13 protein-coding genes are annotated in these 15,125 nt (G+C 71.1%); 8 read left to right on the plus strand and 5 right to left on the minus strand.

All coding sequences use genetic code 11. The features are described from left to right. Window positions 1-83 precede the first annotated feature (83 nt). Both ychF and ACFC79_RS01425 read left to right on the plus strand, forming a co-directional pair. The gene (gene ychF / locus ACFC79_RS01420) at window positions 84-1,172 is read left to right on the plus strand and encodes a redox-regulated ATPase YchF (RefSeq protein ID WP_376233618.1); all 1,089 of its coding nucleotides are present in this window, start codon (window positions 84-86) and stop codon (window positions 1,170-1,172) included. Continuing rightward, complete coding sequence (locus ACFC79_RS01425) at window positions 1,165-1,524, plus strand: zinc ribbon domain-containing protein YjdM (RefSeq protein ID WP_376233621.1); 360 nt, start codon at window positions 1,165-1,167, stop codon at window positions 1,522-1,524. The genes ychF and ACFC79_RS01425 overlap by 8 nt, the downstream gene beginning before the upstream one ends. A gap of 224 nt (window positions 1,525-1,748) precedes the next feature. Here the strand turns inward: ACFC79_RS01425 and ACFC79_RS01430 are convergent, their stop codons facing one another. The 3 genes from ACFC79_RS01430 to ACFC79_RS01440 all read right to left on the minus strand — a co-directional run bounded on the left by ACFC79_RS01430 (window position 1,749) and on the right by ACFC79_RS01440 (window position 4,795). Then, the gene (locus ACFC79_RS01430) at window positions 1,749-2,921 is read right to left on the minus strand and encodes a hypothetical protein (RefSeq protein WP_376233623.1); all 1,173 of its coding nucleotides are present in this window, start codon (window positions 2,919-2,921) and stop codon (window positions 1,749-1,751) included. Between the two features lie 312 nt (window positions 2,922-3,233). Beyond that, window positions 3,234-4,379 (minus strand): RNA polymerase sigma factor, encoded by a 1,146-nt coding sequence (locus ACFC79_RS01435; protein ID WP_376234872.1) that lies wholly within the window; start codon window positions 4,377-4,379, stop codon window positions 3,234-3,236. Between the two features lie 8 nt (window positions 4,380-4,387). Beyond that, a complete protein-coding gene (locus tag ACFC79_RS01440) occupies window positions 4,388-4,795 on the minus strand; it encodes a YciI family protein (RefSeq protein ID WP_376233626.1) in 408 nt (135 codons plus the stop codon). A 336-nt stretch (window positions 4,796-5,131) separates the two neighbouring features. On the opposite strand from ACFC79_RS01440, the gene ACFC79_RS01445 reads away from it, so the two are divergent. Then, window positions 5,132-5,689, plus strand: a complete 558-nt coding sequence (locus ACFC79_RS01445; protein WP_376233628.1) for a levansucrase — start codon at window positions 5,132-5,134, stop codon at window positions 5,687-5,689. Between the two features lie 182 nt (window positions 5,690-5,871). Here ACFC79_RS01445 and ACFC79_RS01450 read toward each other — a convergent pair whose 3' ends face one another. After that, entirely contained in the window at window positions 5,872-8,499 is a 2,628-nt protein-coding gene (locus ACFC79_RS01450; protein ID WP_376233630.1) for a discoidin domain-containing protein, read from the minus strand. An 81-nt stretch (window positions 8,500-8,580) separates the two neighbouring features. Next, on the minus strand, window positions 8,581-9,690 hold the full coding sequence (locus ACFC79_RS01455) for a pyridoxal-phosphate dependent enzyme (RefSeq protein ID WP_376233633.1): 1,110 nt from the start codon (window positions 9,688-9,690) through the stop codon (window positions 8,581-8,583). 408 nt (window positions 9,691-10,098) lie between these two features. Between ACFC79_RS01455 and ACFC79_RS01460 the strand changes: the two genes are divergently transcribed. From ACFC79_RS01460 to ACFC79_RS01480, 5 genes are all read left to right on the plus strand, one after another. Next, window positions 10,099-11,685, plus strand: a complete 1,587-nt coding sequence (locus ACFC79_RS01460) for a S8 family peptidase (protein ID WP_376233636.1) — start codon at window positions 10,099-10,101, stop codon at window positions 11,683-11,685. Between the two features lie 359 nt (window positions 11,686-12,044). After that, complete coding sequence (locus ACFC79_RS01465; RefSeq protein ID WP_376233638.1) at window positions 12,045-12,797, plus strand: GntR family transcriptional regulator; 753 nt, start codon at window positions 12,045-12,047, stop codon at window positions 12,795-12,797. A 311-nt stretch (window positions 12,798-13,108) separates the two neighbouring features. After that, the gene (locus ACFC79_RS01470) at window positions 13,109-13,291 is read left to right on the plus strand and encodes an SPOR domain-containing protein (RefSeq protein ID WP_376233640.1); all 183 of its coding nucleotides are present in this window, start codon (window positions 13,109-13,111) and stop codon (window positions 13,289-13,291) included. 38 nt (window positions 13,292-13,329) lie between these two features. Then, window positions 13,330-13,740, plus strand: a complete 411-nt coding sequence (locus tag ACFC79_RS01475; RefSeq protein ID WP_376233643.1) for a (deoxy)nucleoside triphosphate pyrophosphohydrolase — start codon at window positions 13,330-13,332, stop codon at window positions 13,738-13,740. Between the two features lie 784 nt (window positions 13,741-14,524). Then, complete coding sequence (locus ACFC79_RS01480) at window positions 14,525-14,953, plus strand: ATP-binding protein (RefSeq protein ID WP_376233645.1); 429 nt, start codon at window positions 14,525-14,527, stop codon at window positions 14,951-14,953. Window positions 14,954-15,125 lie beyond the last annotated feature (172 nt).

Raw genomic sequence — 15,125 nt, forward strand, 5'->3', positions numbered from 1 at the left:
CTTGCCACCGCCCGTAAACTGGAGAATCGGCCCGCCCGGGGCCGAGGCCACCCGCCCTCCCATCGCCTCAGGAAGTCGCCAACGTGTCGCTCACGATCGGAATCGTCGGTCTGCCGAATGTCGGCAAGTCGACCCTGTTCAACGCCCTGACCAAGAACGACGTGCTGGCGGCCAACTACCCGTTCGCCACGATCGAGCCGAACGTGGGCGTCGTGGGCGTTCCCGACGCGCGCCTGAACAAGCTTGCCGAGATCTTCGGGTCCCAGCGGTTGCTGCCCGCCACCGTCGACTTCGTCGACATCGCCGGCATCGTCCGTGGCGCCTCGGAGGGGGAGGGCCTGGGCAACAAGTTCCTCGCGAACATCCGTGAGTCGGACGCGATCTGCCAGGTCATCCGCGCCTTCAAGGACGAGAACGTCGTCCACGTCGACGGCAAGGTCTCGCCCAAGGACGACATCGAGACGATCAACACCGAGCTGATCCTCGCCGACCTCCAGTCCGTCGAGAAGGCCGTCCCGCGTCTCACGAAGGAGTCCCGCCTCCAGAAGGACAAGGTCGCGGTCCTCGCCGCGGTCGAGGAGGCCCAGAAGATCCTGGAGTCCGGCCAGACCCTGTTCGCCGCGGGCATCACGGCGGGCACCGAGAAGGGCAAGCTCCTCCACGAGCTGCACCTCCTCACCACCAAGCCCTTCCTCTACGTCTTCAACGTCGACGAGGACGAGCTCGTCGACGAGGACTTCAAGAACGAGCAGCGCGCCCTGGTCGCCCCCGCCGAGGCGATCTTCCTCAACGCCAAGATCGAGTCCGAGCTCATCGAGCTCGACGACGACGAGGCCCTGGAGCTCCTCCAGTCCATGGGCCAGGAGGAGCCCGGACTCGCCACCCTCGGCCGCGTCGGCTTCGACACCCTGGGTCTCCAGACCTACCTCACGGCCGGCCCGAAAGAAGCCCGCGCCTGGACGATCAAGAAGGGCGCCACCGCCCCCGAGGCCGCCGGTGTGATCCACACCGACTTCCAGAAGGGCTTCATCAAGGCGGAGATCGTCTCCTTCGAGGACCTGGTCGAGACCGGCTCGGTCGCCGAGGCCCGCGCCAAGGGCAAGGCCCGCATGGAGGGCAAGGACTACGTCATGCAGGACGGCGACGTGGTCGAGTTCCGCTTCAATGTCTGAGCAACTGCCGCCGTGCCCGGAGTGCGGCGAGGCGTACACATATGAGAGCGGCGCGCTGCTGGCGTGCCCGATGTGCGGCCACGAGTGGTCGGCCGGGACGGTCGCGAACGAGGACACAGCGCCTGCGGCGATCCGCGATGCGGTCGGCAACGAGCTCGCCGACGGCGACACGGTCACCGTTGTCAAGGACCTCAAGGTCAAGGGCGCCGGCGGCGGTGTGGTCAAGGTCGGCACCAAGGTGCGTGGCATCCGACTGATCTCCGACGGCGTCGGCGACCACGACATCGACGCGACCGTGCCCGGATTCGGCCGCATGCAGCTCAAGTCGAGCGTCGTGAAGAAGTCCGGCTGAGCGGATGACCGACCGGCGGGCGGATCTGGTCGGCGCGGCCATCGCGGGGTGCAACCCGACGGTGCCTGCCGAGCCGGATGCCGCGGAATTCCGCTGCAACGTCTGAGCGGATGACGTGACACCACGTCGCGGACCTGGCGAACACGCTGGTCAGAAAGGGGCGGGCTCTCATGAGTCCGCCCCTTCGGCGTCGAGCCGGTGAAGCAGCGCCTACGGGGCAGCCTTTAGTCGGCAAGTGGTTCGAGCATCGGTCGGAAGGAGGAGTCCTCGTCGTCGTCGGAGACGTTCGGGAGGAAACCGTCGGGGACGGTGCGGGCGGCGGTGGCGAGGAGGCGGGCCAGGACCTCCTGCTCGGTGGCCGGGGGGAGCCGAAGGGCGGCAAGGAGCCGATCGCGGACGGTGGGGTGGTCCGGGTGGTCGTCGAGGTAGTCGGAGTTGAGGGCGGGAGGGCGGAATCCGGCCAGGGCGTCGTGCCAGGACGGGAGGACGATGACGAGGGTCAGGGCCTCGGCCAGGGACTCGGCGATCAAGGATGCCCGGCCCTCGGAGTCGGTGTAGAGGACGGGGCGGGGACCGTCGGGGACGGCCGGGCCGCAGAGGTAGTGGGTGCCGCCCGCGTTGCAGCCGGCGACGGGCTCCACCGGCAGGCCGTTGGGCAGGGCGATCGGCTCGATCGGGTCGGTGCGGGCGAGGTCGAACTCGCCGTCGCAGGCCAGGTAGGAGGCGACCTGGGGATGCGCCGTGATCCTGCGGAGCAGGGCGGCGTCCGCGACAGCGGCCGGGTTGAGGGCCGCGGCGATCGTGGGAGTGAGGGGGACCCCGGCGAGGACGTGACGGACGGCGTCGAGGGGGACGGGCCGTTCGTAGTAGCTCTCGAAGTGGGCCTGGACGGTCTCGGGGGAGCGGTCGGCGAGGAGGTGGAAGAGGAAACCGGAGCCGTCCGGGTCCTCGTTTCCCGGCGGGAAGACGATGGCCGAGCCGGTGCGCCAGACCGTGTCGCCGGTCTCCCACCACAGACAGACGGTGATGCGAGGGGCGTCGAGACCCTCGTCGAAGAAGGCGGGTTCGTTCAGGAGCGGGCTCAGCGCGGCGGGCACTTCGTCGATGACGCCGGGCCAGACCTGCTCGTCGTCCGTCCCGTACGGGCTCATCTCCGACTCGTGGTCGAAGCCGATTATGAGTACGCCGGCCGGAGTGAAGAGGACGGAGAATTCGTCTCCCGCGCCGTTCTTCATCGAGGCGGCCTCTTTGCCGGGGCCCCGGGCCGTGTCGAAGGTGTAGCAGCAGAACCGCGGATCGTCGCCGATCGCGGCGTCCAGAAGGGCCAACGCGCGCAGATGGGCGCGAAGCTCGACGGGGCCGGGGAGGCGGGCGGCGGTCTCGTGCACGGTACTCATGGCGTCATGGAAGCATCCGTCACTGACAGCGGGCGTGCCGGTAGGGATTGCGTGGCGGGGGAGGCCGTCGCGGAATCCGGGGTTTGTCCGGAGCGCGGTGTTCACCGGCTGCGCGAGTCGCGCCACGAGATCGTGGCCGCTTGAGCGAGCGCCCGGAACGCACGGCGAGGTCGTCGGCCTCCGGACCCGCCCCCCGCCGCTGAGGGCAGCGCGGGCAGGAGGCATCCGCCCGACGAGCCGGCCGCACGCCCCGTCAGCCGTCCCGACGGGCGTTTGTCAGCTGCCTCCGTCAGCCGTTCCGGCGGGTGTCCGTCAGTCGTCCCGGCGGGTGTTGAGCCGGGCGGCCCGGCGGGTCAGGTGGTCGCGTTCGGCGAGGTTGGTCGCCTTCCGCGCCGCCTCGGCGTACAGCCGGGCGGCCGTCGTCGAGTTGCCGTCGCGCTCGTGGAGGTAGGCCGCCACCGCGGTGTGGCGGGGCACCGAGTCGTCCACCGTCGTGAGCGCCGCGAGACCGGCGCGCGGGCCGTCGGCCTCCCCGACGGCAACTGCGCGGTTGAGCCGGACGACCGGGCTGTCGGTAAGGCGTACCAGTTCGTCGTACCACTCGACGATCTGCGTCCAGTCGGTCTCCTCGGCGGTCGGCGCATCGGCGTGGAGCGCGGCGACGGCGGCCTGGGCCTGGAACTCGCCCAGCCGGTCGCGGACGAGGGCTGCTTGGAGGATTTCGACGCCCTCGGCGATTACCTCGGTGTCCCATCGGCTGCGGTCCTGTTCGGCGAGCGGCACCAGGCTGCCGTCGGATGTCGTACGGGCGGCGCGTCGGGCGTGGTGGAGCAGCATGAGGGCGAGCAGCCCCGCCACCTCGGGGTGGTCGATCGCCGCCGCGAGTTGCCGGGTGAGCCGGATGGCCTCGGTGGCGAGGTCGACGTCGCCGGAGTAGCCCTCGTTGAAGACCAGGTAGAGGACGCGCAGCACGGTGGTGACATCGCCGGGCCGGTCGAACCGTACGCGGGAGACAGTGCGCTTGGCGCGGCTGATGCGCTGCGCCATGGTCGCCTCGGGCACCAGGTAGGCGCGGGCGATCTGGCGGGTGGTGAGTCCGCCGACGGCGCGCAGGGTGAGAGCGACGGCGGACGACGGCGTCAGCGACGGGTGGGCGCACAGGAAGTGGAGCCGGAGCGTGTCGTCCACCGAGGGGGCCGGTCCGGGCGGCGGTTCCTCGTGGACGAGATCCTCGCGGCGACGGCGGGCGGCGTTTGACCGGGTCGCGTCGAGGAACCGGCGCCAGGCCGCGGTGACCAGCCAGCCCTTCGGGTCGCGCGGAGGGTCGGCCGGCCAGACGCGGAGGGCCTCGACCAGTGCGTCCTGCACGGCGTCCTCGGCCGCCGCGAAGTCGGCTCCGCGGCGGACGAGGATCGCGATCACCTTCGGGGTAAGGCTGCGGAGCAGGACCTCGTCCATCGGTGACGTCACTCCGTGATGGTGGGCGGCGCGGTCAGGAAGGGGCGCACCTCCAGCCACTCGTGGATCGGCTTCCCTCCTGCCCCGGGGGCGGCGGACAGCTCCCCGGCCAGTTCGACGGCGCGTTCGTAGCTGTCGACATCGATCACCATCCAGCCGGCGATGAGGTCCTTGGTCTCGGCGAAGGGGCCGTCGGTGACCGGGGGACGGCCCTCGCCGTCGTACCGGACGAACGTCCCCTCCGGTGCGAGCGCCTGACCGTCGACGAACTCACCGGTCCGCTCCAGGCGGGCCGCGAAGTCCTCCATGTACCGCATGTGCGCCGAGACCTCTTCCGGCGTCCACTGATCCATGGGCACGTCGTTCACCGCCGCCGGAGCGCCGCGGTAGTGCTTGAGCAGCAAATACTTGGCCATGGGGATCTCTCCTCGGTGCTGGTGCGGTCCATTGTGGGCGCGCTCACCTCGGGGACGGAGCCGCGCGGGGGATTTCGACACCGTCGGCGGATCTTTTTCGGTTCGGGGGCCGAGCCCGGGTGATTCGTTCCCCGGCGTCCGGGTGAGACGCGTCCCCGGCACCCGGGCGAGTCGTGTCGTCGGCATCCGGGAGAGTCGTCTCCCGGTGTTCGGACGGGAGGCCCGGTGATGCCCGGCGATGAGGTCTTCGGACGCGGCGGATTCCCGACGATGTGTTCTTCGGACGCGGCGGATTCCCGACGATGTGTTCTTCGGACGCGGCGGATTCCCGACGATGTGTTCTTCGGACGCGGCGGATTCCCGGCGGCGCGGCTCGTGGACAATCACGGCCATGAGCGAAGAGGCGATACGGAATTACCTGGCAGGGGTCGAGGCCAGGCCGGCGGCCGACGGCTGCGCTCCGCGCGCCGGGAGGACTGGGGCGGGGTTCCGGTCCTGGTCGGGCGGCGGTCCGATTTCCGGCTGCGGTGGGCGGCCACCAACCTGCACCTGTTCACCGTGGCGGCCGCAGCACCGGAGGTCAGCCTGCCGGTCGTCGAGTCCTTCACCACCCAGGTGCTCACCCACGCCAGGAGGAACAAGGGCGGTCTGCCCGTCGGGATGCAGACCGGCATCGCCGCCTTCCCCGTCCTGGTCAGCGATCGGATCGACCCGGCGGCGATGGCCTGGACGGAGGAGAAACAGCGCAACCAGTTCGCCTGTTTCGCGCGACCGGTCGTCGTCGACGGCACACGGGGATACGTGGGCATGTACCGGGGGAAGCCGGCCGTGGGGCGCGCCTACGCCTCGCACCTGATCGAGAAGGGCGATCGATACTTCTCACCGTCGGTCTGAACCGGTCCGCTCCGAACCGGTCCGCTCTGAACCGGTCCGCTCCGAACTGCTTCGGGCGGCACGGGGTCCGTGCGGCATGAGGCCCGTGCGGTACGGGGCCTGGTCGGTACGAGGTCCGGGCGGTACGGGGCCCGGGTGGCGTCGGCTCGCGGGCCTCCGGACCGCAGTCCCGGGCAGCCGTCTCACGGCTGCGTGACCCTCAACTCCCGTACGCCCACCGGCTTCTCCGCGTCCTCCGAGGTCACCGTCAGCCGTACCCGGCTCGCCGTCGCTCCCGGCCGGTACGGCCGCCAGGCGGTGCCGTTCAGCGAGGTCTCCAGGCGGTGCGCGACGGTGCGCGCGTCCGTCCACTCGGGCCGGATCGAGGTCACCGGGGCGACCCGGCCCAGATCGACGGTGAGCGTCCCCGTCGCGCCGGCCGGGGACCAGGAGGTGGCCGGGCTGCCGTCCACGGCGGCCGCTGCGTACAGGCCGGGGCTCTCGGAGGTCGCGGCGACGGGGCGGCAGCGGGCGGCGTTCGTCGTCGCGGCGAGGTCGGGGCGGCGGGTGGGGAGGGTGAGGGTGGCGGTGAGGAGGCGGGGGCCGGTGGGGGTGTGCACGGTGAACGGGGTGCCGGAGGTCAGCCGGACCGTGGTGGTCAGTGGGCCGATCGCGATGTCGAACGTACGGCCCCGGTAGCGCAGGCCCGTCAGCGTGACGCCCCTGCCGAGCTGGGGCGGCAGCAGCGGGTCGAGGCGCACCCCGTCCTCCCGCAGCCGCAGGCCCGTCAGGCCGTGGGTGAAGACCTGGAGGAAGCCGCCCTTCCCGGTGAGGAAGTCCTGCGCGGGGGAGCCCGACAACGGGTCCTGGGCGCCCGCCTTCGTGCCCCTCGCCTCGCTGAACAGGGCGAACGGGCCGCGCATGAACGGGCGCACGGACCGCTGGAGGTAGGTGTACGTGGGGCAGCCGGCCGCACCGATCGCGGCGGCGGCGATCGCGTGGACCGAGTCCGTCATCGCCGGGCCGTCCGGGTCGGTGCGGGTGGCGTAGTGGTCGAGCGTGGCCGCGGCGGCGCCCGGCTCCATCGGCCATTCCAGGGGGTAGATCAGCAGCACGGTGTCGGCCTGCTTGATCGTCGATCCGTTGTAGCCCGCGTACTGGAGGAAGAGTTTGCGCGCCGGGTCGTAGGGGATGCGCAGGCCGTCGGCGACCCGCGTCCAGTCGGCCGGTGCGGGATATCCGAGCAGGCGTGCCGCACGGGTGGCGTCGCGCAGCGCGGTGGCCGCGACGGCGTTGGTGAAGACCCCGTCGTCGACGCCGTTGCTGTACTCGTCGGGACCCGCGACGTCCTTCAGGGAGTAGCTGCCGTCGTTGTTCGCGGTCGCCCGCGCGACCCAGAAGTCGGCGATGCCCCGGAGCAGGGGCCATCCGCGACCGGCCAGCCAGTCGCGGTCCCCGGTGGCCAGGTAGTACTGCCAGGCGGCGAGCGAGATGTCGCCCTGGAGGTGGATCTGGGTGAGGCAGTGCGGGGGGTCCCAGCTCTGGCACTCGGACCACAGGTCGCCCCGGCTCGCGCTCGTCCACGGGTAGAACAGGCCGTTCAGCCCGAGCTTCCGGGCGTTGGCGCGTGCGGCGTCACGCGTGCGGTAGCGGTACTCGACGACCGAGCGGGCAAGCTCGGGACGGGTGACGAGCAGCCCCGGGTACATCCAGGTCTCGGCGTCCCAGAACACCAGACCGGCGTAGTCGTCGCTGGTGGGCCCGGCCGGGGCGATGCTGTCCCGGGCGCCGGGCCGGGTGGCCGCGAGCAGGCCGTACTGCGCGGAGCGCAGCCACTTCTGGAGGTCGGGTCCGTCGGGTACGGAGATGTCGGCGGCCCAGGCCCGTCGCCAGGCAGTGGCGTTCGCGGCGAGCACGGCCGGCCAGCCGCGCCGGGCGGCACGCCGCGACGCCTCGGCGGCGGTGGTGCGCGGGGCGGACGAGGTGAGCGCGGTGTCGACGCCGACGTACTTCTCGAAGGTGTACGTCCGCCCGTCGCGAACCCGGACGTCGCGGCGGAGCCCACCGGTGCCCGGCGCGGGCGCGGTACCGGCGGCCGGGGCGCGCAGGGTCTGCACGACCGCGCCCGCCGTCCCGGTGCCCCGGGCGCGGAACGTGCCGTCCGTGTTCAGCGCGATCCGGCGTGCGCCCCGCGGGTCCAGCCGGGCGGTCACGGTCGCCGTGCCATTCCAGTGCGGCGTCAGGCGCAGCCGCACGGCGCCGGTGTGCACGTCGGACCGGTCGGCGAGCACCTCGTACACGAGGTCGGTCGCTCGTCCGTCGGCCGTGGTCCAGCGCAGCGACGTGCGCACCAGCCCGCAGCGCAGGAACAGGGTCTGGCGGTAGCGGGAGACCCGGCCGGCGGGTGTGCCGGGACCGTAGGTCTCGTCGCCGACGCGTACGTCGAGGGTCGTCCAGCTCGGCAGTGCGGCGATCACCTCGCGGCCCTCGGCGAGGTCCTTCTCGCGCCCGAACAGACCGGAGACGAAGGCGCCGTCGTAGCGCGGGGTGAACAGGGGCCAGCCGCTCTTCCCGCCCGGTTCCGCGTATCCGGCGCCCGCCGGGGGGACCCGGTGCGCCAGGTAGCCGTTGCCGACGTAGGGGTCGTAGCCGTCGGTCCCGCCGTAGCGGGTGGAGACCGGCGCCCAGGCGGGGTCGGTGTCCCGGCCGCAGTCGCCGACGGCGGGCGGGCGGGGCGTCGCCGCGTACGAGGGGGCCGGTGGCGGCGCGAGCAGGGAACTTGCGACCAGGGACGTCAGGGACGCGAGGAGACAGATCCGCGAGAGGCTCACCCCACGAACGTAGGGGGTGCCCCGCCGTCCCCGGTGGACCGGCGCACGGCGTGCGGCGTGCGGGTGAACGGGCGGCCCCGGTCAGGGGGCGAGACCCGTCTTGAGGCCGGCGCCGCACAGCGGTACGACGATCTCGCGGTCCGTCCGGTCGCCGACCGCAGCCCAGCACGCGACGCCCGTCGTCTCCACGTAGAAGCCGCGGGCGGCCAGGTCCCGTTGGGCGGCCCGGATCTGCTCCTCCGTCACGGTGAGGAAGGTGCCGCCGGATTCCCGCACCGCCGCGAGGATGGCGCGGGCGCGCGGCGGGCGGGTGATGGCGATGCCCTCGGCGAGGGTCGGCGCCGCCGTGTCGGCCGGGACATCGGCCGGGACATCGGGCAGGTCGTCGGCGCCCGCGTGGAAGGCGGCGGCCAGCGGCGATACGGCCGCGGCCTGTACGGCGACGAGCTTCGGACGTCTGTCGATCAGCCCCTGGGCGTGGAGTTCGGCGGTGGCCAGGGCCGCGCCGAGAAGGAGGGTGCCGTTGCCGACCGGGACCGCGATGGCGTCCGGGAGCCTGCCGCCGAGGTCTTCCCACAGCTCGTACACGTAGGTCTTCGTGCCGTGCAGGAAGTACGGGTTGAAGACGTGGGAGGCGTAGAAGGTGCCGGGGACGTCGGCGGCGGCACGGGCCGCCCGCGCGGTCGCCTCGCGGTCGCCCGGGACGATTTCCAGCCGGGCGCCGTGGGCGCGGATCTGCTCGGTCTTCTTCGGTGAGGTGCCCTCGGGGACGTACACGGTGCAGGGGAGCGAGGCGCGGGCGCAGTAGGCGGCCACCGCCGTGCCCGCGTTGCCGCTGCTGTCCGCGATTGCGCGTTCGGGGGCCAGACGCCGGGCGAGCTCGGCGAGCATCACCGCGCCGCGGTCCTTGAAAGAGAGGGTCGGCATCAGGAAGTCGAGCTTGGCCGACACCGTCGGGGTGAGCGGGACGAGCGGGGTGCGCCCTTCGCCGAGCGTGGCCGTCGGAGGGCCGAGCGGAAGCGCTTCCGTGTAACGCCACAGTGAATTGACCCGCCCGGAAAGGGAGTCGGGCGCGAGCGGTGCGGAGGGCTCGAAGTCGAGGTCCCAGGGGCCGCGGCAGAGCGGACAACACCAGGTGAGAGCGGTGGTTTCGGCCCGGGTGCCGTCCTTCGGGCAGACGTAGGTGGCCATGCCCGACAGGATGTCAGACGCATGGCGACCGGATGTCGAAGGTATGGCACATCTCAAGGGACCCTTGTGCAAAGGCCAAGGATCGGTCAATCTTTCGCTGTCGAACGGGTTGTGGACGACGGGGAGCCGGAAGCCGTTGATTGTCATGCGCATGACTCGAAGAGTCGTGTGTGTGGCGTGAACCGTCTCGCTCGGCGTGATCCGCAGTCAGCTCCGATCGGCTCAGTTCGGCCCCGTTCCGACCTGGTCGGCCCCGTTCCGATCCGGTCAGCTCCGGTCGTCTCTGTTCGGCTCCGGTCGGCTCCGGTCGTCTCCGTTCGGCTCCGGTCGGTGTCGCTCGTCTCGTTCCACCTCCGTGTTCCGCGGAACCCCCCACCAGTGCACCGCAATCGAGGAGGACTTCCCCCCATGGCAGTGAAGCGTCACACCCCCCACGCGCGGCGAAGAGTCACGGCCGCGGGCGTCATGGCCGGCGCCGCTCTCGTGCTCTCCACCGCGGCGGCGTTCCCCGCCGGCGCGGCCGAAGCCGCCGCGGAGGGGCGGATCGAGTACGCGGGTGCCCCGGGCGCCATCAGCGGCAGCTACATCGTCACTCTGGACAGCGCGGCCGCCGACGCCGGATCGGCGCGCGGCAAGGCGCTCGCCGAGGAGTACGGCGCCACGATCAAGAAGACCTACCGTGCCGCCCTCAACGGGTACGCGGTCGAACTCTCCGAGAGGCAGGCGAAGAAGTTCGCGGCCGACCCGGCCGTCGAGTCCGTCGTGCAGAACCGGACCTTCACCGCCACCGGCACCCAGCCCTCGCCGCCCTCGTGGGGGCTGGACCGGATCGACCAGAAGTCCCTGCCGCTGAACCAGAGTTACGCCTACCCGGACAAGGCGGGCGAGGGCGTCACCGCGTACATCATCGACACCGGTGTACGGATCAGCCACAGCGACTTCGGCGGCCGGGCCTCGTACGGCTACGACGCGATCGACAACGACAACACCGCACAGGACGGGAACGGGCACGGCACCCATGTGGCGGGCACCGTCGCCGGTTCGTCGTACGGCGTCGCGAAGAAGGCGAAGATCGTCGCCGTCCGGGTGCTGGACGACAGCGGCTCCGGCACGACCGCACAGGTCGTGGCCGGTATCGACTGGGTGACGGCGAACGCGGTCAAGCCTGCCGTCGCCAACATGAGCCTGGGCGGCGGGGCGGACTCCGTGCTGGACGCCGCCGTGCGCAAGTCCATCGCGTCCGGCGTCACCTACGCGGTGGCCGCGGGCAACGAGTCGACCGACGCCTCCACGAAGTCCCCGGCCCGGGTCGCCGAGGCGATCACCGTCGGCTCCACGACCAGCACGGACGCCCGTTCCAGCTTCTCCAACTACGGCAGCGTGCTGGACATCTTCGCACCGGGCTCGTCGATCACCTCGACGTGGAACACCGGTGACGGCGCGACCAACACGATCTCCGGCACCTCGATGGCGTCCCCGCACGTCGCCGGCGCCGCGGCGCTCTACCTGGCCGATCACCCGAACGAGAGCCCGGCGCAGGTCTCGGCCGGACTGGTCGCCGCGGCGAGCACCGGCGTGGTGACGAGCCCGGGCACCGGCTCCCCCAACCGCCTGCTGAACGTCGGCAGCGCGGGCACCACGCCGCCGTCGGGCAAGAAGTTCGAGAACACGACCGCCTACACCATCGCCGACCGCTCCACGGTCGAGTCGCCGATCACCGTTACCGGTGTCACCGGCAAGGCGCCTGCCGCGCTGAGCGTGTCCGTCGACATCACGCACACCTACATCGGCGATCTGAGGATCGATCTGGTCGCACCCGACGGCACGGTCCGCAACCTGAAGGCGTCCGGGGCGGGCGGCAGCGCCGACGACGTGAAGGCCACGTACTCCGTGGACGCCTCGTCCTCGGCGGCCGACGGCACCTGGAAGCTGCGGGTCACCGACAACTGGGCGGGCGACACCGGGCGAATCAACTCCTGGGGTCTGCAGTTCTGATGACGAGCCGTCGGGCCGCGAGGGCGTGAGCCGCGACAGGGCGTGACGAGGATGAGGGGTGGTCGCATTCGCGACCGCCCCTCATCCGTCCGCCGATGCGCGGGCGCGGGGCGCAGGGGGTGGTGCGATCCGGCGGGCGAAGCGCGGCATGCGGCCGTGCGACCGCCGACGCTTACCGCTGTGCTCGGGCGCGGCTGTGCGAGATTTGGACGCATGGCCGGTTCATTCCTGCGAAAGGGTGAGGCTATGCGCGGAACCGAGAGAAGTCATCACTTCAGGTGAAACTTTGGCCCGTGCTTGCGATGCACAACCGACCGTTGTCAGTCTGTTGCAGACTGTCAACCTGTTGGGAGTGGCCTGTGACTTTCGGTGAGCAGCCCGCCTATCTGCGTGTTGCGGGCGATCTGAGAGAGAAGATCGTCAACGGCTCGCTGCCGCCGCGTACGCGCCTGCCGTCGCAGGCCCGTATTCGCGAGGAGTACGGAGTCTCGGACACCGTCGCGCTGGAGGCGCGCAAGGTGTTGATGGCCGAGGGTCTGGTCGAGGGGCGATCCGGTTCCGGTACGTATGTGAGAGAGCGTCCTGTTCCGCGCCGGATCGCCCGTTCCGGGTACCGGTCGGGAGTGGGGGCCAGTCCGTTCCGTCAGGAGCAGACGGCGGAGGGCGCGCGGGGGACGTGGGAGTCCCGCAGCGAGCAGGAGGGTGCGAGCGCCGCGGTGGCCGAGCGCCTGGGCATCGAGCCGGGTGACCGGGTGATGCGTACGGCGTACACCTTTCGGGAGGCCGGGGAGCCGACGATGCTCTCCACCTCCTGGGAGCCCCTCGCGGTGACCGGGCGTACGCCGGTGATGCTGCCGGAGGAGGGGCCGTTGGGCGGCTGCGGGGTGGTCGAGCGGATGGCCGCGATCGATGTCGTCGTGGACAACGTGGCCGAGCAGGTCGGCGCGCGTCCGGGGCTGGCGGAGGAGCTCCTGGCGCTCGGCGGCGTTCCCGGTCATGTGGTGATGGTGATCGAGCGTACGTTCTACGCTTCGGGCCGGGCGGTCGAGACGGCGGATGTGGTGGTGCCCGCCGACCGCTTCCGGGTCGCCTATCACCTGCCGGTCAGGTGACCTGTGTGCGCGGGGCGGCGTCCGCCGCCCCGCCGTCGGGTCGGGGTCCGTGAGCGGCTGCGGCCGCCCCGCTTTCGTTTGTCATGTCCGCGGAATTCGATCCCGGTGGGGGTGGATGATCAGGGGGATGGGGTGCATCCGAGAGGATGCGCCCCTTTCTCTTGGCTGGATCGGTATCTCTTTGTGTAATTACGTATTCGTTGAGTAAAGGTCTGGCGTAGGCTCCGGCATATGCGTACTGCGGTTCCCTGGGATTTTTTAAAGACATGCACATTGCTTGAGGGAGGGGCGCGATGCTCGGAAGGGGCGCGATGAACGACAGCGGTGCCGATCTCCCTTGGCTGGTGATAAGGGAGGACGGCAACGGCAATCGCTACCGCGTCGGCAGATATGCCACGCGTGGTGAGGCTCAGGAGATCGCCGACAAGCTGGACGTCCACGGAGACGAGCAGCTCTATTGGGTGGAGCGTGTCGGGCAGCGGGGGCGGTTGTAGGGCGTGCGCCCGCGTGCGGGGGAGTTACGCTCCGGCTCATGAATGATCGTGTGGTGGTGGCGGGGGCTGTGTACGACCGGGGGCGTCTGCTGGCCGCGCGCCGCAGCACCCCGCCGGAGCTGGCCGGGCGCTGGGAGCTGCCGGGCGGGAAGATGGAGCCGGGGGAGAGCGGCGAGCAGGCGCTCGTGCGCGAACTCCGGGAGGAGCTCGGCGTGGAGGTGGCGCCGCTGGCGCGGATTCCCGGTGAGTGGCCGTTGAAGCCTGGGTACGTGCTCCGGGTGTGGACGGCCCGGCTGGTGTCCGGTGTGCCCGCGCCGCTCCAGGAGCACGACGAGCTGCGCTGGCTCGGGCCCGGCGAGATCGACGCGGTCGACTGGCTGGATCAGGACCGGCCGGCGGTCGCGGAGGCGATGAAGCATCTTCCGGACGGCGCCCCCTCCGACGTCTGACACGACGCGGACGTCGCACGGCCCCGGGGCGGCCGGATTCCGGCCGTCCCGCCTTTCCCCGTGGCCGCCCCGCTCTTCCCGGCGGCCGGGTCGGCCGCGCGGGCCCGGCCGGGGCCCGGGACTTCGGCGTCCGGATTCATCGGGCACGCGGATCCGTTGGACCTGTGCATCCCTTGGACCTGTGCATCCATTGAACCTGCGCGGTCATCGAGTGCGCGGATTCGTCAGGCACGCGGGGGCATCGGTGTGTGCGGCCATCGGGCACGCGGATCCACTGGACCTGCGCATCCATCGAACCTGCGGGGTCATCGGGCACGCGGGGGCGGCGGCATGTGGGGGGCGACGGTGCGCGGGGCCGTCGACGTGCGGGATCGACGGCGTGTGGCTTCGATGGCGTGTGGCTTCGACGGCGCACGGGATTGACGGCGCACGGGGGTGTCGTGCCGCTCGGTCGGAGTGCGGGTGCGGCGAGTCCCGCGCGGTTGTGCCGGATCGCGGCGTGGTGTGCGCCGACGGATTCGGGCAGTGTGGTGTGCCTCGACGAGGGCGGACCTCGGGGCGTGCGCCGCGGGCGCGGAATCGGGTGGCGGGTGGTGTTGTCGCCCGTCGTCACGGCGCGCGACGCGTGTCCTGTGCGCCCCTCTCTCTGCGTACATCTGTTCGTGTGCATGGTCATACACCCGTACGCCCCACGTGTCGATCCCGGCGATACTTCGTCCTGATTATCGGGTATGTGCTGATTAGCCCGCGTAAAACAGGACGTCCCCGTTGCTGGTCTTGGGAAGTGGTCGGCGTGATCGACAGCGAAGGCGACTGCGCCGAGTGGATCTTTCCTGCCGAGCCCGGCGCGGTGCGCACCGCGCGGCACGCGGTCCATGGGACGTTGCGCGGCTGGGGGCTCGACGCGGAGCTCGGAGACATGACGGTTCTGCTGGTCAGCGAGTTGGTGACCAACTCCATGCAGTACACATCGGGCCCCATCGGCGTGCGGCTGCAACGCCCCCATCCCAACGGTGACATGCCCTCCGCCTACCCAGGATTGCTCGTGGAAGTCTCCGATCCGCTTCCGGATCCGCCCACCGAACGGAGGGCCGGCCCCGACGACGAGGGCGGCAGGGGGCTGCAACTGGTGGCGTGCTCCGCCCGTCGCTGGGGGACCAGACGCGGAAAGAGCGGCAAGACCGTGTGGTTCGAGCTGGCGCTGCCTGGTTAGGAGTGGGGTGGGACGGCGATCACCGCGGTCGGGCGGAACCTTGTCCGAAAGGGACTGAGACCGTGCTGTGATCGTGAACGCCGTGTCGGTCGGGGCTGTAGTGCTGAATACTGCGGTCATGGCCGGTCCGGTGTGTGAGCTGGAGGGGACGGTCGCGTGAGCGAAATACCTG

The sequence above is a fragment of the Streptomyces sp. NPDC056061 genome (assembly GCF_042266885.1).
GTDB lineage: Bacteria > Actinomycetota > Actinomycetes > Streptomycetales > Streptomycetaceae > Streptomyces.

Coding starts and splice junctions, on each gene's coding strand:
- ACFC79_RS01425 (WP_376233621.1), top strand. CDS start 1,165: ATGTCTGAGCAACTGCCGCCGTGCCCGGAGTGCGGCGAGGCGTACACA.
- ACFC79_RS01470 (WP_376233640.1), top strand. CDS start 13,109: ATGAACGACAGCGGTGCCGATCTCCCTTGGCTGGTGATAAGGGAGGAC.
- ACFC79_RS01440 (WP_376233626.1), bottom strand. CDS start 4,795: ATGGCCAAGTATTTGCTGCTCAAGCACTACCGCGGCGCTCCGGCGGCG.
- ACFC79_RS01455 (WP_376233633.1), bottom strand. CDS start 9,690: ATGGCCACCTACGTCTGCCCGAAGGACGGCACCCGGGCCGAAACCACC.
- ACFC79_RS01475 (WP_376233643.1), top strand. CDS start 13,330: ATGAATGATCGTGTGGTGGTGGCGGGGGCTGTGTACGACCGGGGGCGT.
- ACFC79_RS01430 (WP_376233623.1), bottom strand. CDS start 2,921: ATGAGTACCGTGCACGAGACCGCCGCCCGCCTCCCCGGCCCCGTCGAG.
- ACFC79_RS01435 (WP_376234872.1), bottom strand. CDS start 4,379: ATGGACGAGGTCCTGCTCCGCAGCCTTACCCCGAAGGTGATCGCGATC.
- ACFC79_RS01460 (WP_376233636.1), top strand. CDS start 10,099: ATGGCAGTGAAGCGTCACACCCCCCACGCGCGGCGAAGAGTCACGGCC.